The sequence below is a fragment of the Pseudomonas sp. FG43 genome (genome assembly GCF_057809175.1).
This window is the reverse complement of sequence record NZ_JBMDJL010000021.1, coordinates 113,136-133,042: the sequence shown is the minus strand read 5'-3', so window position 1 is coordinate 133,042 and position 19,907 is coordinate 113,136. Positions and strand designations below refer to the sequence as shown.

Annotated in this window: 17 protein-coding genes; 9 read left to right on the top strand and 8 right to left on the bottom strand. The window is 57.7% G+C overall.

The genetic code is table 11. The annotated features are described in order from the left end of the window. Positions 1 to 339: 339 nt before the first annotated feature. Together ACODS3_RS21825 and ACODS3_RS21820 are read right to left on the bottom strand one after the other, a co-directional pair. Positions 340 to 978 carry a peroxiredoxin gene (locus ACODS3_RS21825; RefSeq protein ID WP_201001216.1) on the bottom strand — a complete coding sequence of 213 codons (639 nt, stop codon included), beginning with the start codon at positions 976 to 978 and terminating at the stop codon, positions 340 to 342. A gap of 169 nt (positions 979 to 1,147) precedes the next feature. Next, complete coding sequence (locus ACODS3_RS21820; RefSeq protein ID WP_025262390.1) at positions 1,148 to 2,509, bottom strand: OprD family porin; 1,362 nt, start codon at positions 2,507 to 2,509, stop codon at positions 1,148 to 1,150. A 435-nt stretch (positions 2,510 to 2,944) separates the two neighbouring features. Here ACODS3_RS21820 and ACODS3_RS21815 point away from each other — a divergent pair, with 435 nt between their 5' ends. From ACODS3_RS21815 to tauC, 4 genes are all read left to right on the top strand, one after another. Continuing rightward, the gene (locus tag ACODS3_RS21815; RefSeq protein WP_074569103.1) at positions 2,945 to 3,862 is read left to right on the top strand and encodes an aliphatic sulfonate ABC transporter substrate-binding protein; all 918 of its coding nucleotides are present in this window, start codon (positions 2,945 to 2,947) and stop codon (positions 3,860 to 3,862) included. A 214-nt stretch (positions 3,863 to 4,076) separates the two neighbouring features. Continuing rightward, positions 4,077 to 5,054, top strand: coding sequence for a taurine ABC transporter substrate-binding protein (gene tauA, locus ACODS3_RS21810; protein ID WP_201019399.1), 978 nt, complete (start codon positions 4,077 to 4,079; stop codon positions 5,052 to 5,054). Positions 5,055 to 5,083: 29 nt separating this feature from the next. Continuing rightward, positions 5,084 to 5,875, top strand: coding sequence for a taurine ABC transporter ATP-binding subunit (tauB, locus tag ACODS3_RS21805; RefSeq protein ID WP_201019400.1), 792 nt, complete (start codon positions 5,084 to 5,086; stop codon positions 5,873 to 5,875). Continuing rightward, positions 5,872 to 6,711, top strand: a complete 840-nt coding sequence (gene tauC / locus ACODS3_RS21800) for a taurine ABC transporter permease TauC (protein WP_122320524.1) — start codon at positions 5,872 to 5,874, stop codon at positions 6,709 to 6,711. Before tauB ends, tauC begins: the two co-directional genes overlap by 4 nt. Before the next feature lie 278 nt (positions 6,712 to 6,989). Here tauC and ACODS3_RS21795 read toward each other — a convergent pair whose 3' ends face one another. Further along, positions 6,990 to 7,430, bottom strand: a complete 441-nt coding sequence (locus tag ACODS3_RS21795; protein ID WP_095068289.1) for a hypothetical protein — start codon at positions 7,428 to 7,430, stop codon at positions 6,990 to 6,992. On the opposite strand from ACODS3_RS21795, the gene trmL reads away from it, so the two are divergent. Next, positions 7,429 to 7,884, top strand: coding sequence for a tRNA (uridine(34)/cytosine(34)/5-carboxymethylaminomethyluridine(34)-2'-O)-methyltransferase TrmL (trmL, locus tag ACODS3_RS21790; protein WP_095068288.1), 456 nt, complete (start codon positions 7,429 to 7,431; stop codon positions 7,882 to 7,884). The genes ACODS3_RS21795 and trmL overlap by 2 nt on opposite strands. Before the next feature lie 106 nt (positions 7,885 to 7,990). Here the strand turns inward: trmL and ACODS3_RS21785 are convergent, their stop codons facing one another. Together ACODS3_RS21785 and ompR are read right to left on the bottom strand one after the other, a co-directional pair. Next, positions 7,991 to 9,304 (bottom strand): ATP-binding protein, encoded by a 1,314-nt coding sequence (locus tag ACODS3_RS21785; protein WP_095068287.1) that lies wholly within the window; start codon positions 9,302 to 9,304, stop codon positions 7,991 to 7,993. Between the two features lie 159 nt (positions 9,305 to 9,463). Beyond that, on the bottom strand, positions 9,464 to 10,204 hold the full coding sequence (ompR, locus tag ACODS3_RS21780) for an osmolarity response regulator transcription factor OmpR (protein WP_025262398.1): 741 nt from the start codon (positions 10,202 to 10,204) through the stop codon (positions 9,464 to 9,466). 300 nt (positions 10,205 to 10,504) lie between these two features. Here ompR and ACODS3_RS21775 point away from each other — a divergent pair, with 300 nt between their 5' ends. The 3 genes from ACODS3_RS21775 (at position 10,505) to gshA (ending at position 15,034) form a co-directional block, all read left to right on the top strand. Continuing rightward, complete coding sequence (locus ACODS3_RS21775; RefSeq protein WP_489036209.1) at positions 10,505 to 12,826, top strand: Tex family protein; 2,322 nt, start codon at positions 10,505 to 10,507, stop codon at positions 12,824 to 12,826. After that, positions 12,826 to 13,209 (top strand): PaaI family thioesterase, encoded by a 384-nt coding sequence (locus ACODS3_RS21770; RefSeq protein ID WP_201001202.1) that lies wholly within the window; start codon positions 12,826 to 12,828, stop codon positions 13,207 to 13,209. Before ACODS3_RS21775 ends, ACODS3_RS21770 begins: the two co-directional genes overlap by 1 nt. A gap of 235 nt (positions 13,210 to 13,444) precedes the next feature. Further along, positions 13,445 to 15,034: a glutamate--cysteine ligase gene (gshA, locus tag ACODS3_RS21765; RefSeq protein ID WP_201019401.1), complete on the top strand. Its 1,590-nt coding sequence runs from the start codon at positions 13,445 to 13,447 to the stop codon at positions 15,032 to 15,034. Between the two features lie 111 nt (positions 15,035 to 15,145). Here gshA and argA read toward each other — a convergent pair whose 3' ends face one another. Together argA and argE are read right to left on the bottom strand one after the other, a co-directional pair. After that, a complete protein-coding gene (argA, locus tag ACODS3_RS21760) occupies positions 15,146 to 16,444 on the bottom strand; it encodes an amino-acid N-acetyltransferase (RefSeq protein ID WP_201001200.1) in 1,299 nt (432 codons plus the stop codon). A 125-nt stretch (positions 16,445 to 16,569) separates the two neighbouring features. Further along, on the bottom strand, positions 16,570 to 17,718 hold the full coding sequence (gene argE / locus ACODS3_RS21755) for an acetylornithine deacetylase (RefSeq protein WP_489036206.1): 1,149 nt from the start codon (positions 17,716 to 17,718) through the stop codon (positions 16,570 to 16,572). 160 nt (positions 17,719 to 17,878) lie between these two features. Here argE and ACODS3_RS21750 point away from each other — a divergent pair, with 160 nt between their 5' ends. Next, positions 17,879 to 19,246: a CYTH domain-containing protein gene (locus ACODS3_RS21750; RefSeq protein WP_304574109.1), complete on the top strand. Its 1,368-nt coding sequence runs from the start codon at positions 17,879 to 17,881 to the stop codon at positions 19,244 to 19,246. Between the two features lie 79 nt (positions 19,247 to 19,325). Here ACODS3_RS21750 and ACODS3_RS21745 read toward each other — a convergent pair whose 3' ends face one another. Next, positions 19,326 to 19,796 (bottom strand): Lrp/AsnC family transcriptional regulator, encoded by a 471-nt coding sequence (locus ACODS3_RS21745; RefSeq protein ID WP_304574110.1) that lies wholly within the window; start codon positions 19,794 to 19,796, stop codon positions 19,326 to 19,328. Positions 19,797 to 19,907 lie beyond the last annotated feature (111 nt).

Below are 19,907 nucleotides of genomic sequence, written 5' to 3'. Positions count from 1 at the left end.
TGAACATCCCTTGTTCCCTGATGGTTGCCGAGCGACTTCGCTCGGACGTGGGAACGGTCTGTATCAAGAGTCATGCCTGTTAATTTTTCTATATAACAATCAATAACTTAAAATTAAAACCCTTAAAAACTGGTTGTTTTTCATACAAAAATCCCGAAAAAGTGCGCAAGCCCGTGCACACCTGCGCAATATCTTGCGCAGCTGGTCGAAAAGCCCTGTTCATAAGGCTTGGAGGGGGTTTCAGGGGTGTTTTATCAAGGATGGGGTGCGCAAAAATTTGCGCACATAAAAAAGGGCCGATAAATCGGCCCGAATAACCCCACTCGATAAATCTGAAAATCAGCGGTTCGGTTGTGGCGTCAGGCGCAGGTAAGGCGTGACGGCCTTGTAGCCTTTAGGAAAGCGTTCCTTGATCTCGGCTTCGTCCTTGATGGACGGCACGATCACTACATCATCACCATCGACCCAGTTGGCTGGTGTAGCGACCTTGTAGTTGTCGGTCAGTTGCAGGGAGTCAATGACCCGCAGGATCTCGTGGAAATTACGCCCGGTGCTGGCCGGATAGGTAATGGTCAGGCGTACTTTCTTGTTCGGATCGATCACGAACAGGGAGCGCACGGTCAGCGTGTCGCTGGCATTGGGGTGGATCAGGTCGTACAGATCGGAAACCTTGCGATCGGCATCGGCCAGGATCGGGAAATTGACCAGCGTGTTTTGCGTGGTGTTGATGTCGTCGATCCATTTGATATGGGAATCGACCGGGTCCACCGACAAGGCAATTGCCTTGACACCGCGCTTGGCAAACTCGTCTTTCAATTTGGCAGTGAAACCCAACTCGGTAGTGCAGACCGGCGTGAAATCGGCCGGGTGAGAGAACAACACGCCCCAGCTATTGCCCAGCCATTCATGGAAACGGATACGGCCTTCACTGGAATCCTGTTCAAAGTCAGGGGCGATATCGCCAAGTCGCAGTGTCATGGTGTTGCTCCTTGTTCGGTCGGGTGTTCATTGAGTTATGGCCCTACTGTGCACCGCCTGCTAAAAAATTAAAAAGAATGGATATCGATTTGGTTAGACCTGAAAGGAATATTAAATTTCAGGCAAAAAGAACCCCGCCGAAGCGGGGTTCCTTTTCAACTGACCGGGCTTATTTGAAAGCGTAGGTGTAGTTGAAGATCAGACGAGTCTGGTCGGCATCACTTGCACCGTTCAGGCCTTCATCCGCACGGTAGGTACCGTGGCGCACGGTAGTACCGAAGCCTTTCAACGGACCGCTCTGGATCACGTAGTCGATACGCATGTCGCGTTCCCACTCCGAGTACTCATGGCCAAAGGAAGAGGTATTGCGAGCACCTTTGACGTCCTCACCACGAAGGTAGGCAACAGCAGCTTTCAGACCAGGAATACCCACTTTGGCGAAGTCATACGAGTATTGACCGAAAGTGGTGTTCTCACCGGCACGGTTGAACTGGTTAATCATCGAGTCAGTGAACAGGTAGAAGCTGGAGCCACCGTTACCTTCTGGACGACCACGACCATCCACAACGTTGCCTTGGTTCAGGTTGACAAAACCACCGTCGTCACCGACTTGTTGGTGACCGACCAGGAACGCATGACCACCCAAGGTGTAGGTGAACATTGCAGACCAGGTCTTGTTGTCGACTTCGCCAACGTTCTTGGCATAACCGTTGTTGTTGTTGAAGGCATAACCCGCTACGTTCTTGCTGTTATTGCCATCAGCGCTGCTGTTGAAATAACGCAGGTCAGTCTTGAAGGACTGGTCAGGAGCGATTTGGTAAACATGTACCAGACCCAGGAAATGCTGCTTGTAGAAGTTTTCCAGGTTAGCGAAGTAGTACTGCAGGGTCAGGTCTTTGGTGGCTTTCCAGTCGCCACCGGCGAAACGGAACTCGTTGCTGTCACGAGTAGCGCCAAATACTGACAAACCGGTGGAGTTGCTGGAAGCACGACCAGCGGAACCGGTCAGTTGACCGCCAGTCAAGGTGAAGTTGTCCAGATCCTTGGAAGTAACGATACCGCCTTCAAAGGTCTGAGGCAGCAAACGACCGTCGTTGGAAACCAGGATTGGCAGGTTTGGTGCCAGAGCATTACCGACTTTCAGTTCGGTTTTCGAGAAGCGGACCTTGGCGTTGGCACCACCGCGACTCCAGGAACTGACCGAATCACCGTCAGTATCCATGGGGAAGAAGCTGTTCTGGGTAGTAGCGGTCTTGTTCTGGATACCGCCACCCAGATGCACACCCACCAGAGCCTGAACGTCCAGACCGAAACCAACGGTGCCTTCGGTGTAACCCGAGATGAAATCGAACTTCAGACCGGTAGCGGTTTCACGCTGGTCAGTAACGTTACGGCCTTCACGCAGGTCGTTGTTGAAGTACATGGTACGAGAACTAACGGACGCCTTGCTGTCTTCAATGAAACCTGCTGCGCCGGCCTGCTGAGCCAATACACCAAAGGTTACGGCCAGGGCCAGTGTGGACTTCTTCATTGCTACGCTCCTCGTGAATCTAATTTTTTTAATCCATGGTGCCGAGCAAGGCTCTGACCCATGTATTCGCGTTAAGCGACAGGCCCGACCAGAGGTCAATGGTGACTGTGCGCCTCGAGACTCAAATGACTAGACCGCGTTGTCACTGGTGCAAGGTAGTGAAAATCCGATAAATCCAAAAGCAATTATTCGTAACGCTTTTAGACTGATTTGATATATGTCACAACGCATTTCAACCAGGACGCACAGGAGTGTATCCATCAAATAAGCTAATTCCCAAAAAATATTTTTCGACCATTCGTCAGATCGTTTAGTTTTCAGCTACCGGACAACCGGATCTCGACTCTCCAGTCACGAAATCCCAACCGGAAAACCCGCACAATGAAGATAAAATCCCTTACAAAACGGTTACTTGCGCATCAACTAGCAGTAATTATGACAATTGCCACCACCTTGACACTTTCTGTGCCAGCACACGCAAAAGAAACTTTGCGAATCGGCTTTCAGAAGTCCTCAACGCTCATTTCGGTGCTCAAAAGCCAGGGTACGCTGGAGCGTGAACTGAACAAAAAGGGCATTTCGGTGTCATGGCATGAGTTTCCCAGTGGCTTGCCTTTGCTCGAATCACTGAACGTGGGGAATGTCGACTTGAGCGCCGATGTCGCCGATACGGTCCCGGTCTTTGCTCAGGCGGCGGGAGCGCGGCTGACGTATTTCGCTCAGGAAGCCTCTTCTCCATCAGCCCAGGCGATTGTCGTGCGCAGCGATTCGACGTTCAAAACCCTGGCCGATCTCAAGGGCAAGAAAATCGCGGTCACCAAAGCCGCTGGCAGCCATTACCTGTTGATTGCCGCCTTGAACAAGGCCGGCCTGAAGTTCACCGATATTGATCCCGCCTACCTCACACCAGCCGATGGCCGCGCCGCCTTCGAGAACGGCAAGGTGGACGCCTGGGTCACTTGGGAACCCTTCCTCAGCAGCGTACAGCGCCAATTGCCTACCCGCACCCTGGCCGACGGCACTGACCTGGCCAGCTACAAACGCTATTACCTGACCACCACGCCCTATGCCAATAGCAACCCGGAAGTCCTGAAGGTGGTGTTCGCCGAACTCAAGAAAACCGGCGAATGGGTCAAAGCCCACCCGAACGAAGCCGCAAGGATTCTGAGCCCGCTGTGGGGCAGCCTGGATATCGCGACCGTAGAAGCAGCCAATAAGCGGCGCAGCTATGAGGTGCAAGCGGTACAAGCCGACCAACTCGATGAGCAACAGAGCATTGCCGATGCATTCCTGGCAGCGGGGCTGCTGCCCAAGGCCGTGGACGCCAAGGATGTGCAGGTGTGGAAGCCTTGAAGCCGTAATGCGCAATCTGTGTAAAAGATCGCCGCCTGCGTAGGAGCGAATTTATTCGCGATGCATTTCGCGAATGAATTCGCTCCTACGACTCGGGAACAGTCTCGTTTTCGGCTCATAAGCTAATTCAAAAAAGTTATTTATTTCTAAATTCTTAGATCATTTACGCTCCGCAATCAGCCAGTACCCGGCCCGCCTGATTCGGAGCTTCACCATGAAACTGCACTTCTCCCTGCGCCTTTTGGCGGCCTTGTCTCTGACAGGCGCGTCTTTCCTCACCCAGGCTGCCGACTTCACTGTGGCTTACCAGACCACCGTCGATCCCGCCAAGGTCGCTCAGGCAGATAACGCCTATGAGAAAGCCACCAACTCGAAGATCGAATGGCGCAAGTTCGAGAACGGTGCAGACGTCATCACCGCCATCGCGTCGGGCGATGTACAGATCGGCTATCTCGGTTCAAGCCCCCTGACCGCCGCAGCCACTCGCAAACTGCCTGTTGAAACCTTCCTGATCGCCACCCAGATCGGCGCGGCGGAAGCGCTGGTGGCCCGCAATGGCTCGGGCATCAATACGCCACAAGACCTGATCGGCAAGAAAGTCGCCGTGCCGTTCGTTTCCACAGGCCACTACAGCCTGCTGGCCGCGCTCAAGCACTGGAACATCGACCCGGCCAAGGTCACCATCCTGAACCTGGCACCACCCGCCATTGCCGCCGCCTGGAAGCGCGGTGATATCGACGCGACTTACGTCTGGGACCCGGCACTGGGCGTTGCCAAGGAAACCGGCAAGGTGCTGATCACCTCCGGCGAGCTGGCCCAGGCCGGTGCTCCGACCTTCGACGCCTGGATCGTGCGCAAGGACTTCGCGGCCAAGAACCCGCAACTGGTCAGTGCCTTTGCCAAAGTGACGCTCGATGCCTACGCCAGCTACCGTCAGGACCCGAGTGCCTGGATCGCCAATACCGGCAATATCGAAAAGCTGAGCAAGCTGTCCGGTGCCAAGACAACTGATATTCCTGCGCTGCTGCAAGGCAACGTTTATCCATTGGCCGTCGACCAGAAAGCTCTGCTGGGCGCACCGACCATCGAGGCTATCACCAAGACCGCTGCCTTCCTGAAAGAACAAGGCAAGGTCGATGCGGTACTGCCTGATTACTCGGCCTACACCAGCGCCAAGTTCATTCCCCAATAATCCACCTGATCGAGAATGAGGCAACAGCCATGGCTCTATTGCAACTGGAGCGTATAAGCGCACAGTACCCCGGCGCGGCAGAGCCTGTGCTGGCGGATATCAACCTGAGCCTGGGGCCGCAGCAATTGCTGGTTGCCCTTGGCCCGTCCGGCAGTGGCAAGACCTCATTGCTCAATCTGATCGCAGGCTTCGTCCAGCCCAGTGCCGGGCGCATCACGCTCGACGGCATTGCTGTAGAAGGCCCGAGTGCAGAGCGCGGCGTGGTGTTTCAGGACGATGCATTGCTGCCTTGGCAGAATGTGCTGGCCAACGTTGCGTTCGGACTTGAGCTGGCAGGTGTCTCCCGAACCGAACGCGAAGCGAAAGCACGGGAAATGCTGGCACTGGTGGATCTGGCCGGTTTCGAGCAACGCCGCATCTGGCAATTGTCGGGCGGCCAGAAACAACGTGTCGGCCTGGCCCGAGCGCTGGCAGCCAACCCTCGGGTGCTGCTGATGGACGAACCCTTCGGTGCCCTCGATGCTTTCACCCGCGAACAGATGCAAGAACTGTTGCTGCAAGTCTGGAGACGCACCGCCAAACCGGTGTTCCTGATTACCCACGACATCGAAGAAGCCGTCTTCCTGGCAACCGACCTGATCCTGCTGGCCCCCAATCCCGGCCATATTGCCGAACGCCTGCAACTGGACTTCGGACAACGCTACAGCGCCGGTGAGTCCGCACGGGCGATCAAGTCCGATCCACGCTTTATCGAAACCCGCGAACACGTACTGGCCAGCGTCTTTTCCCAGCGCAACCTCGCACGGGAGCAGCGCGCATGAGCAGCTATGAACTAGAGAGTCCGGCCAAGACCGGCACAAAGAAAACACCGCGTACGCCACTGCAATTGAAGTTGAGCACCCGCACCATCAGTGTTCTGACGTTGTCGATCCTGTTGGGTCTGTGGTGGGTAGTGACCGCAGCGCAATGGATCGAGCCGCTGTTCCTGCCACCGCCCTCTGACGTTCTCCAGAAAGGCTGGCTGCTGCTGACCACAGGCTATATGGACTCAAACCTCTGGCAGCATCTGGGCGCCAGCCTGCAACGTATCGGCCTGGCATTGGGAGCAGCCATCCTCAGCGCTATCCCGGTAGGCATCGCCATTGGACATAACAGGATCGCCCGAGGCATCTTCGATCCGCTGATCGAGTTCTATCGCCCTATTCCACCACTGGCTTATCTGCCGCTGATCGTTATCTGGTGCGGCATCGGCGAGTTCTCCAAGGTCCTGCTGATCTATCTGGCCATTTTCGCGCCCATCGCCATTGCCACGGCAACCGGCGTACGCACCGTGGACCCGGCCAAACTGCGAGCCGCACAATCTCTGGGAGCCACACGCTGGCAGTTGATCCGCCATGTGATCTTGCCCAGCGCCTTGCCGGACATTCTGACCGGCATACGGATCGGGCTCGGTGTGGGCTGGTCGACGCTGGTCGCGGCCGAACTTATCGCAGCCACCAGCGGGCTTGGCTTCATGGTGCAGTCGGCCGCGCAGTTTCTGGTGACGGATATTGTGATCCTGGGGATTCTGGTGATTGCCGTCATCGCCTTTGCCATGGAACTGGGCCTGCGTGCGCTGCAACGCAAACTGGTGCCCTGGCATGGGCAGAATCACTGACCTGCGCAGCAATACGGCATCGCCTTCGCTTTTCGCACTATTTCGGTGCGCAATTAGCCTGCAAAGAAAGGAAAGGACACTGCTAATGAAGAGGCCTGCAAGACCTGGAAAAATTTCCTGCACCCTCTGGAGCCCATTCTCAAAAGGGTTTCAGACGAAAAAAACTGTTTTTTAAAGTTTCGGCTCAAAGTCTCTCAAAACTGGCACGCACTCTGCATTAGGTTATACATCACCAGTTTTGGGGACCTTGGTACAGGCAGGCCGGGGATTCCCCTCTTTTATTCCTCCCGGAGACTGACCTCCAGTCTCCAGCGCCCGTCCACCTCTGCAGTGCGCCAGTCGCCATGCAGTGGACGGGCCGCCAGGAGAGTCAGCACCAAATCCTTCCCGTTTCGCTCAAGCTTCCAGCGCGCAACCTTGTTGTCGATGCGCAACTGACCATTCCATGGCCGCCCCCAGGACTCGAAACGCAGGACGACTGTTCCGTCGACATGATCGCCCTGAATCTGCGGCTGTTCGTTGAACCAGAGCGCCAGCCCCGTGGGCAACTCCTCGATCTGCTCCAGTTCCAGAGGAGCAGGTTGCTGCAGACGACCGATTATCATCCCGATGGTAAAGCCGACAATCGCCATCGAACCAAGAACTCTTGGCCATAGCTTCGGCCTGGGGTCCTCTTCGGGGGTAGAATGCATCCCGTCCCTTCGTTCGGAGCCGTGCATGTTTCACGTCATCCTTTTTCAACCAGAAATTCCGCCGAATACCGGCAATGTGATCAGGCTATGCGCCAACAGTGGCTGCACCCTGCATTTGATCGAGCCCCTGGGCTTTGAGCTGGACGACAAGCGCCTGCGCAGGGCCGGCCTCGATTATCACGAGTATGCCACGCTGCAAACCCATGCCGACCTGTCCACATGCCTGGAAAAGATCGGTAACCCGCGGCTGTTCGCTTTTACGACCAAAGGCTCGCGCCCGTTCCACGACGTCAGCTTCGAAAAGGGCGATGCCTTCCTGTTCGGCCCGGAAAGTCGTGGCCTGCCAGCCGATATTCTCGACTCACTGACCACAGAGCAAAGATTGCGCCTTCCCATGCGCGAAGGGTGCCGCAGCCTGAACCTGTCAAACACCGTCGCCGTCGCCGTTTATGAGGCCTGGCGCCAGCACGGGTTTGCCTGAGAATTCATACGGGTAGGAGCGAATTCATTCGCGAGAGGCCTGTACATCCGAAGAAAATGTATCGGCCTCAATGACGTCTCGCGAATAAATTCGCTCCTACAACAAATCAGACCGCATCCCTCGGCAGCATCAACCCCAGCGGCAAACGCACTCTTGCTTCAAGCCCGCCACCGGAACGGTTTCTCAGTTCGACATTACCGCCATGCATCGCGGCGATCCGCTTGACGATTGCCAGCCCAAGGCCAGTGCCTTTGCCACTGCGCGCCCGGTCACCACGAATGAACGGATTGAAGATGATGTCCAGCTCCGAAGGATCGATACCTGCCCCCCGGTCCAGCACACTCAGCACGACATAAGGAGCACTGGTATCGCCGGAAACATAAGCGGCGACTTCGATCCCGTTGCCAGCGTGGTGCATGGCGTTGCCGATAAGGTTGGTCAGCAGGCGCTTCATGGAAACCCGGCGCAGTGGGAAAGGCGGAATCGGTTCAAGACACAGGCGGATGTGCTCATCCGGATGATTGAATGGCGCGACCACCTCACGCACCAGATCACTGAGGTCGACCTCTTCGATTTCCTCGTCGCGCCCATCGCGGATAAAGGCCAGGAACTGATCGAGAATGGCGTCCATGTCCTCGATATCCCGCACCATGCCTTCGGTGAACTCGTTCTCGTCGCTCATCAGCTCCAGCGACAGACGCAGGCGGGTCAGAGGCGTGCGCAAGTCATGGGAAACCCCCGCCAGCATCAACTCACGCTCCTGCCCGGCCTGTTCGACATCCTCGGCCATCTGGTTGAAGGCTCGATAAACCTCGGTCATTTCACTGGGCGTATCGCTGACCGGCAACCGCACACTGCGCCCCTGCCCCAACTGGCGGGCTGCAAAAACCAGCCGTTTGAGCGGCTGATTGAGCTGTCGTACGAAAATCCAGGCCGATGCGGTGGACAACAGCCCGATGGCCAGGAACCAGCCCAACACGTTCCAGATCTTCTGCCCGCGCAGTGGATGCGGGTAAAGCGGCACTTTCAGCCAGCCATCCCCGAGGCTCGGCGCCCGAACCCAGAGAGCAGGAGGTGCATGAACCCGCAAACGCACTTCGGTATCGGCCCCAAGCTCTGCCTGCATCTGGCGCTGATAGATTTCGCTATAAGGCCAATGCTGCTCGCCTTCAGGTACGCCGCCACCAACCACACGAATCAGGCCGGCAGCTTCGGCAATCGCTTCACGGTCGTTTTCATTCGCGGCCCAATAGGCGCGCAAGGTCAAGGCGACGCCATGGCTGTACTGCCTGTCGACCAGCACGTCTTCGTTCATCAGCAGGTAGACCAGCGTCAGCGCCTTGGAAAACAGCACGACAATAAGCACCAGCCAGAGGGTGCGTGAGAAAAAGCTTTGCGGAAACCAGAGCGGAGTCTTCATAACTGCAGCTATACACTTTGCAGGGCGAGCCGGGCTCGCAAGTTTGCGGATCGTGGTCCAGGCCATGGTACGAACGCGAAAACCAAAACGTCGATAGCCCGTTCAGGCTATCGACGCAAGTGGCAAGGACTTCAGTGCTCTGCGCTGGCAATCGACCTGTCAGCGGTTCCCGGCTCCATCCGGAACGAACACATAACCCACGCCCCAGACAGTCTGGATATAGCGTGGCTTGGACGGGTCCGGCTCGATCAGGCGACGCAGACGGGAAATCTGCACATCGATGGAGCGCTCCAGAGCATCCCATTCGCGGCCACGGGCCAGATTCATCAGTTTGTCGCGGGTCAGCGGCTCGCGAGCATGCATGACCAGCGCCTTGAGTACGGCAAACTCACCGGTGGTGAGCATATGCACTTCATCGCCGCGCTTGAGTTCACGGGTTGCCAGGGAAAGCACGTAGTCACCGAAGCTGACAGACTCGTCTTCGCTGCCTGGTGCGCCGGGCACAGGTGCTGCCTGACGACGCAGGACCGCCTTGACGCGGGCCATCAGTTCGTCCGGGTTGAAAGGCTTGGCCAGATAATCGTCTGCGCCCAGCTCCAGCCCCTTGATACGGCTCTGCTCATCGCCTTTGGCAGTGAGCATGATGATCGGCACCTGATTGTTGGCTGCACGCAAACGACGGCAAGCAGACAGGCCGTCTTCTCCGGGCAACATCAAGTCCAGAACCACAAGGTTGAAAACCTCACGGGACAATAAACGGTCCATTTGTTCGACGTTTGCCACCGCACGGGCACGATAGCCCTTGCTGGTGAAAAAACGCTCTAACAGGCTGCTCAACCCCGGATCGTCATCGACGATCAGGATTTTTTCGCCTTCAGCATTTTGTGCAGTGCTGCTCATCGGATGCTCCTTTGATCTCGGGGCGCATTATGGCGTAGCTGCGGTGATGCGCACCGTGTGCATTGTTAGCAGATTTTACTGGGGCCGACATGAATGAGTGATTCTGCTGAGCAAAACTGCTCGCATGGACCGGCCAATCCCCTAATTGGAGTTCGCCGGGTATAATGCGCGGCCCTCAAAGTCAGGCTGTGCCGGACTATGGCGGTTCGCCGGTATTGTTACAAGGCCGGCGAGCGAAGGGCAGGCAAGACAGTTTTTTGTAAAGAATCCAGTTTTTTGCTCACAACTCCAGGTGGTCTTATGGACAGCATCAACAGCCGCATCGCCGAAGAACTGGGCGTGCGCCCTCAACAGGTCGCAGCGGCCGTAGCACTATTGGATGAAGGCTCGACCGTGCCTTTCATCTCACGCTACCGCAAGGAAGTGACCGGCAGCCTTGATGACACGCAATTGCGCCATCTGGAAGAGCGTCTGCGTTATCTGCGCGAGCTCGACGAGCGTCGCGTCAGCATCCTTGCCAGCATCGAAGAGCAAGGCAAGCTGACCCCGGAGCTGGCCCGCGACATCAATCTTGCCGACACCAAGACACGCCTCGAAGACTTGTACCTGCCTTATAAGCAGAAGCGCCGCACCAAAGGCCAGATCGCGCTTGAAGCGGGCCTGGGCGAGCTGGCGGACGGCCTGTTCAACGACCCGTCCCTGACACCGGAAACCGAAGCCGCACGTTTCGTCGATGCCGAGAAAGGCGTGGCCGACGTGAAGGCTGCGCTGGAAGGCGCCAAGTACATCCTGATGGAGCGCTTCGCCGAAGACGCCACGCTGCTGGACAAACTGCGCAGTTTCCTCATGCAGGAAGCCGTGATCAGTGCCCGCGTAGTGCCCGGCAAGGAAGAGGAAGGCGCCAAGTTCCGCGACTACTTCGAGCACGACGAGCCGCTCAAGAGCATGCCGTCGCACCGCGCCCTGGCGATTTTCCGTGGCCGCAACGAAGGTTTCCTCAGCTCTGCGCTGAAAGTCGGTGAAGAGTTGCCAGGCACCCTGCACCCGTGCGAACTGATGATCGGCGAACGTTTCGGCCTGCAGAACCAGAACCGCCCTGCCGACAAGTGGCTGGCCGAAGTCGTGCGCTGGACCTGGAAGGTCAAGCTCTACAGCCATCTGGAAACCGACCTGCTGGGCGAACTGCGCGACGGCGCAGAAACCGAAGCGATCAACGTATTCGCCCACAACCTGCACGACCTGCTGCTGGCCGCTCCGGCCGGCCCGCGCGCCACACTGGGTCTCGACCCGGGCCTGCGTACCGGTTGCAAGGTCGCGGTGGTCGATGCCACCGGCAAGCTGCTCGACTACGCCACCGTCTACCCTCACGTGCCTAAAAACCAGTGGGATCAGACCATCGCTGTGCTGGCCGCGCTCTGCGCCAAGCATTCGGTAGACCTGATCGCCATCGGCAACGGCACTGCCAGCCGCGAAACCGACAAGCTGGCTGCCGAGCTGATCAAAAAATATCCAGCAATGAAAATGACCAAGGTCATGGTGTCCGAGGCTGGCGCTTCGGTGTACTCGGCTTCCGAGCTTGCAGCCAAGGAGTTCCCGGATCTGGACGTTTCGATCCGTGGTGCCGTCTCCATTGCCCGTCGCCTGCAAGACCCGCTGGCCGAACTGGTGAAGATCGACCCGAAATCCATCGGTGTCGGCCAGTACCAGCACGACGTCTCGCAACTGAAACTGGCCCGTGGCCTGGATGCAGTGGTCGAAGACTGCGTGAACGCCGTCGGCGTCGACGTGAACACCGCTTCGGTAGCCTTGCTGGCGCGTATTTCGGGCCTGAACACCACGCTGGCGCAAAATATCGTTGCCCACCGTGATGCAAATGGTGCCTTCAAGACCCGTGCATCGCTGAAAAAAGTAAGCCGTCTGGGTGAAAAGACCTACGAACAGGCTGCCGGCTTCCTGCGCGTCATGAATGGCGAAAACCCGCTGGACTCGTCTGCCGTTCACCCGGAAGCCTACCCGCTGGTACAGCGTATTGCGGCTGAAACCGATCGTGATATTCGCTCGCTGATCGGCGATGCCAGCTTCCTGAAACGCCTGGACCCGAAGAAATTCACCGACGAAACCTTCGGTCTGCCCACCGTAACCGACATTCTGCAAGAGCTGGAAAAACCGGGCCGCGACCCGCGTCCGGAGTTCAAGACTGCCGAGTTCCAGGACGGCGTCGAAGACCTCAAGGACCTGCAACTGGGCATGATCCTCGAAGGCGTGGTCACCAACGTCACCAACTTCGGTGCTTTCGTCGATATCGGCGTGCATCAGGATGGTCTGGTGCATATCTCGGCGCTGTCCGAGAAGTTCATCAAGGACCCGCGTGAAGCCGTCAAGGCTGGCGACGTCGTGAAGGTCAAGGTCATGGAAGTCGACATTCCGCGCAAACGTGTCGGTCTGTCGATGCGCATGAGCGATACGCCAGGGGAGAAAATCGACGGTGCCCGTGGCCCGCGTCCGGGTTCTGCGCCGCGCCAGCAAAGCAGTGCGCCACGCAAGGAAACCGCAACGGCGGCTCCGGCCAATAACGCCATGGCATCACTGTTCGCCAATGCCAAACAGTTGAAGAAGCGTTGATGGATATCCCTGAAGATCTGACCCATAGCGCCTACTTCAAGATGCTCGGCTGCGAGCTGCGGCGTCTGGATAAAGGTGTCGCCGAGGTCGCGTTGCCACTGGAGGCGCACCTGCGCAACCGTGGCAACGTGATGCACGGCGGGGCGATTTTCAGCCTGGTGGATATCGGCATGGGGCTGGCGTGTTCCAGCTCCCATGGTTTCGACCAGCGCAGCGTCACCATCGAATGCAAGATCAACTATGTACGCGGCGTATCCGAAGGCGAGGTGTTGTGCATCGCCAAGGTCCTGCATGCAGGCCGCCGCACGCTGGTCGTCGAAGCCGAAGTGGTCCAGGACGACAAACTGGTCGCCAAGGCGCAAGGCACCTTTGCGGTCATCTAAACTTTTACGAAAGTGTGATGAAAGCAATCACTTGCTAGCTCTATAGAGCCGATTTGGGGTAATTTCGGCACCATTAGCGTGGTGTCGGACCCATTTTGACGGTACGACAAAGAGCCGTGATCGTGAGCAGGCGTCAAAGACCCAACCAGGCGACAACGCCAGTTCCTTTCTTCACCCTTGTAGACCGTTCTGTCCACCCCCATATTGGGGCGACCGATGCGTGAAGGAATCCACCTTGAGCGAATTTCTCAACCGCCGCCTGGCTCTTCTTGGCGAGCGTAACAACCTCTCTCTGCTGGAGCAGTGCCTGCACGGTATCGAGCGCGAATGCCTGCGCGTTACCGGCCAGGCACGCCTGGCACAGACACCCCACCCGCAATCGCTGGGTGCAGCACTGACCAATGGCCTGATCACGACCGACTATTCCGAATCGCTCCTGGAGTTCATCACTCCAGCCCTGACGGACCCGGCACAGACCCTCGACAGCCTGGACAAGATTCATCGCTTCGCCTACAGCAAGCTGAACGACGAATTCCTCTGGAGCCCGTCGATGCCGTGCCCGCTGCCGGCCGAAGAAGAGATTCCGATTGCCTATTACGGCACGTCGAACATCGGCAAGCTCAAGTACGTGTATCGCAAGGGTCTGGCGCTGCGTTATGGCAAGACCATGCAGTGCATTGCAGGGATTCATTACAACTTCTCGCTGCCGGAAGATGTCTGGGCACTGCTCAAGCAGACCGAAGACTTCGCAGGCGACGCACGGGACTATCAGTCGCACTCCTACATTGCGCTGATCCGTAACTTCCGTCGTTACAGCTGGTTGCTGATGTACCTGTTCGGAGCCTCGCCGGCACTCGACGCCGGTTTCCTGCGGGGCCGCGCTCACCAGCTGGAACATTTCGACGCCGATACGCTGTATCTGCCGTATGCAACCAGCCTGCGCATGAGCGACCTGGGTTATCAGAGCAAGGCCCAAGCCGACCTGACGCCGTGCTACAACGATCTGGTGAGCTACACCGACAGCCTGCGCAAAGCGGTGGCAACACCTTACGCGCCGTATGTAGAAACCGGCACCCATGATCAGAATGGCGAGTGGGTACAGCTCAACACCAACGTGTTGCAGATCGAAAACGAGTACTACTCCAATATTCGCCCCAAGCGCGTGACATATTCGGGCGAACGCCCTATCCAGGCGCTGGTGGCCCGTGGCGTGCAGTACGTCGAGGTTCGTTGCCTGGACATCAACCCGTTCCTGCCGACCGGCATCAACCTGGAGCAGGCTCGCTTCATCGATGCGTTCATTCTGTTCTGCGCCCTTGAAGAAAGCCCGCAACTGGCCAGCCACGAATGCTCCAACGCAGGCTCGAACTTCCTGTCCGTGGTCAAGGAAGGTCGTCGTCCGGGCCTGACGCTGCAACGCAACAATTCGAGCATCGAGCTGAAAGCCTGGGCGACCGAGCTTCTGGAGAAAATCACTCCATTGGCTCAACTGCTGGACAAGGCGCAGGGCAACGACGAGCACATCAGATCGATTGCGGCCCAACAGGCCAAGGTCGACGATTCGTCTCTGACACCATCTGCACAAGTACTAGCCAGCATGAGAGCCCATGAAGAAGGCTTCACGGCTTTCTCGTTCCGCCAGAGTCAGAAACATGCCGACTACTTCCGCAACTATCCGCTGAGCGCTGAAGATCAGGCGCAGTTCGAGTCGCTGGCGAAAGCTTCGATTGCGGAACAGGCAGAGCTGGAAGAAACCGAAGAAGTCGTGGACTTCGACACCTTCGTGGGCGCGTATCAGGCGAGCATTCTGTCGATCAGCAACTGATGACAGGAACATCACAACACCGTAGGAGCGGATTTATCCGCGAGACATCACCGAAGGCGATGGATAGTCTTCAGACCTCTCGCGAATGAATTCGCTCCTACGCAGGTGGGGTTAAATCGCCTTCTCGAAGATTTTCGAGTTGCGCTGATAGTTATAGAGCGACGCCCGTGCGCTGGGCAGACGATCAACGCTGCTCGGCTCAAAGCCTCGCTCGCGGAACCAGTGTGCGGTGCGGGTGGTGAGTACGAACAAGGTCTTCAGGCCCAACGCCCTGGCACGGTTCTCGATGCGTTCCAGCAACTCATCCCCGCGCCCGCCATGGCGATACTCGGGATTGACCGCCAGACACGCCAGCTCACCGGCCTCGGAGTCCGCAATCGGGTAAAGCGCCGCACAGGCAATGATCAAACCTTCGCGCTCGACCACACTGAACTGCTGGATCTCGCGCTCCAGCACTTCCCGTGAACGACGAACCAGAATCCCCTGCTCTTCCAGCGGCGTGATCAGGTCCATCAGGCCGCCTACGTCTTCGATCGCCGCCTCACGCACCAGCTCGAACTGCTCTTGCGCAACCAGCGTACCGCCACCATCACGGGTGAACAGCTCGTTCAACAGCGCGCCATCTTCGGCATAGCTGACGATATGGCTGCGGCCTACACCGCCACGACAAGCCTCGGCGGCGGCATCCAGCAATTCAGCCTGATAGTTGCTGCCCAAACGCAACAGATGCGCAGGCACCTGCTGTGGACGCAGTTCACGTACCAGACGGCCCTGCTCATCCAGCAAGCCTGTTTCGGCACCGAACAGCAGCAGTTTGTCGGCTCCAAGGTCGATGGCAGCACGGGTCGCGACGTCTTCGCAGGCCAGATTGAAGATCTCGCCCGTCGGTGAATAACCCAGTGGCGACAGCAGTACGATATGGCGCTCATCCAGCAGGCGATTGATACCTTTGCGGTCAACGCGGCGAACTTCGCCGGTGTGCTGATAATCGACGCCTTCAAGCACGCCGATAGGCCGTGCAGTGACAACGTTGCCGCTGGTCACCCGCAACCGCGAGCCCTGCATCGGCGAAGCCGCCATGTCCATGGACAGACGCGCTTCGATGGAAATACGAAGTTGACCCACCGCATCGATCACGCATTCCAGCGTTTCGGCATCCGTGATGCGCATGTCGCGGTGGAAGCGCGGTGTCAGGCCGCGCTGGGCCAGGCGACTTTCGATCTGCGGACGCGAGCCATGGACCAGCACCAGCCGCACGCCCAGGCTGTGCAACAGCACCAGGTCGTGGACGATATTGCCGAAATTGGGGTGCGCAACACCATCGCCGGGCAGCATGACGACAAAAGTGCAATCGCGGTGAGCATTGATATAAGGAGATGCGTGACGAAGCCAGTTAACGTAATCGGGCATAACCGAAAGAGCCTGTAAAAGAATGGACGAAAGACAGAAACACGCACAACGCTGTGGTGGTTATCGTCGGAACAGGCTTGGCAACACGCGCAATCTCCTTCTCTATCGGGTTCTGTCTGGCCCGTTTATTGGGGGCTCAGGCAATAATGCTGGATCAACTGACGTAACAGAAGCACTGTAGGCTCCAGGCGTGACATTTCAAGGTATTCGCCCGGCTGATGCGCACAAGCGATGTCGCCCGGGCCTAGAACCAGTGTTTCGCAGCCAAGGCGCTGAAGATAAGGCGCTTCGGTGCCAAATGCTACTGCTGCCGCCGTATGACCTGTCAGACGTTCTGCAATGCGCACCAGTTCCGCATCCGCCGCCTGCTCGAACGGCGCACACTCCGGGAACAGAGGCGCGTAATCGATCTGCACCTGATGCAGTTCGGCCAGCGGTTGCAGCTTTTTCCGGATAGCGGCCCGCAGGGCGTCCGGGTCCATGCCGGGCAAAGGACGAAGATCGAACTCCAGCGAGCATTGCCCGCAAATCCGGTTCGGATTATCGCCACCATGGATGCAGCCGAAGTTCATCGTCGGTTGCGGCACGCTGAACTGCGGGTTGCGGAATTCACGCTGCCATTGCTGACGCAGGCCCTTGAGTTCGCTGATCGCATCATGCATGGCTTCCAGCGCGCTGTGCCCAAGGCTTGGGTCCGAAGAGTGGCCGCTGCGCCCGAGAATCTCGATACGCTCCATCATCACGCCCTTGTGCAGGCGAATCGGCTTGAGCCCGGTCGGCTCGCCAATGACCGCTGCACGCCCCAATGGACGACCGGCCTCAGCCAGAGCTCGCGCTCCAGCCATGGAGCTTTCTTCATCGCAGGTGGCGAGAATCAACAGCGGCTGCTTGAACGGCTGATCGAGCAAACCGCGTACGGCTTCGATAACCAGCGCGAAAAAACCTTTCATGTCGCAACTGCCCAGCCCGACCCAGCGGCCATCGACCTCGGTCAGTTTCAGCGGGTCGGTTTTCCACAGCGCCTCATCGAACGGCACGGTATCACTGTGCCCGGCCAGCACCAGTCCGCCAGGACCTGAGCCATAAGTCGCCAGAAGATTGAATTTGCCCGGCGAGACTTGCTGGATATCACAGGCAAAACCCAGATCGCCCAGCCAACCCGCCAGCAGATCGATCACCGCACGGTTGGATTGGTCCAGAGATGGCTGGGTGCAACTCACCGAAGGCACGGCAATCAACGCAGCGAACTGATCTTTCATGGACGGCAAGGGCATGTATGCTTCCTGTAATCGGGACGGAACACGGACCATCATAGGGCCATAACACCTGCGGAATAAACCGTTGCAGGCCATGTCCTGTACACTGCCGCCCTCAGCAGCCGTCAATCATTGGCTGCGCTCCCGTTATCAGCATCAGCGTTTGGACTCCCCGGCCATGCAAAAAGAAACAGAAATCAAACTCCGCGTCAGCCGCGAGACCCTCGTTGCACTGCGCGAGCACCCCTTGTTGAAGAAGCGCAACAAAAGTGGCTGGGAGCGTATCGATCTGTCGAACCAGTATTTCGACACACCGGAGCGTGATCTGGCCAAGGCCAAGGTCGCGCTGCGCATTCGTCGCGATGGTGACCGGATCATCCAGACCTTGAAGACTCGTGGGCAAAGCGTGGCAGGCCTGTCGGAGCGCAACGAATTCAACTGGGACCTGCCCAAGGCCAAGCTGGATCTGAAGAAGCTCGAAGGCGACTGCTGGCCCGAGCAACTGGCGGATCTGGACAAGAAAACCATCAAACCACTGTTCACCACTGATTTCGTTCGTGAAAAAGCGGAAATTTCCTGGGGCCGCGGCAAGAGCAAGGTCGTGATCGAGGCGGCTCTGGATCTGGGTCAAGTGGTGCTCGGAAAGCAAAAGGAAGAAATCTGCGAGCTGGAGCTGGAATTGCGCGAAGGCGAATCTGCCGCGCTGCTGGAGCTGGCCGCAGAACTGGCCGCCACTCTGCCGCTGATGCCCTGCGATATCAGCAAGGCCGAACGCGGCGAACGCCTGTTCAATGCCGACAGCTATTCCCTGAGCCTGCCTGCGCCAAAGCTGGACGCCGAAACGCCACTGGACGACGCCTATGCGGCACTGGCCTGGTATCTGCTGGGCAGCAGCCAGCGTCTGGCCGAGCAATATCGTTTCAATGGTCATTGGCGCCTGCTGCAAGAGTGGGTCGACCTGCTGGCCGAGTTGCGTTCACTGACCAGCAGCCTCGGACAAGCCGCACCACGCGCCTCGACCGCTCAATTGCGTACCGCACTGGATGCCCTGCTGGAAGACTGGCGCCCGCTGGTGCAAGCCGGCCAGGAAGATGAAGACGTACGCGGCGCGGCTCACGAGCAGTTCCTCGAAGAGCTGCAGGACACCCGTTGGGGCGAGTTCTCGCTGAATACTTCGCGCTGGCTGCTGAACCGCAGCTGGACTGTCGAGCGTAATAACCGCGGCAACCGCCAGGGCGCGGCGCTATTGGCAAGCTGGCTGCCACGCCTGCTCGCCGACGAGGCGACTGCCCTGCAACTGGGCCGCTACCAGCAGCAACCCGAAGACCTTGCCGAGCAATTGCCACGTATCGAACGCATCCAGGCCTGGCTGCACTGGGCACGCGGCGCGCTGGATCTGCCGGAGCTGGATCGTCTGTATGGCGAGTTGAACAAGCTGGAGCAACTGGCCCACCAGAACATCAGTGATGAAGTCCTCGATGCTCGCGTGCAACAGGCGCTGACCGTATTCCAGAGCCGCGCCTGGAAACTCCTGCTGCGTATGTGATTGCTTTCGCGAATGAATTCGCTCCACGCAGTTTGTGAATCCACAACACCGCAGGAGCGACTTCAGTCGCGAAGAGACACTACTTCACAATCGGCAAACTGGTTGTGGACTTGATCTCGGATAACGCCACGGTCGAGTTCACTTCCTGAATCCCCGGCACCATCGACAGTTTTTCAAAGAAAAACCGCTCATACGCCTCGATATCCGGCGTCACGATACGCAGCAGGAAATCCACCGACCCCATCAGCACGTAGCACTCCAGCACCTCCGGGAAACCGCGAATCGAATCGGTGAACTCGGTGAAATTGGAGCGCCCGTGGGCATTGAGTTTGACCTCGGCAAATATCTGCGTATCAAGGCCGATCTTTTTGCGATCCAGCAATGTCACCTGACGCCGTATCACACCTTCATCCTTCAGCCGCTGAATACGTCGCCAGCAGGGCGACTGCGACAAACCCACCTGCTCCGCAACCTGGGCACTGGAGAGCGAGGCATCCTCTTGCAGCAATGCCAGTATCTTGCGGTCGTAAGCATCCAGCTCAACTTGCATAAACAATCCCTTTAAAATCCATATTACGCATTAACAATTCCAAAAAATCGTAAACCTATTGATCATAGACCAGAAATTTCCGTTTCGGCGTGCAAGAATTTCTCCACTCAA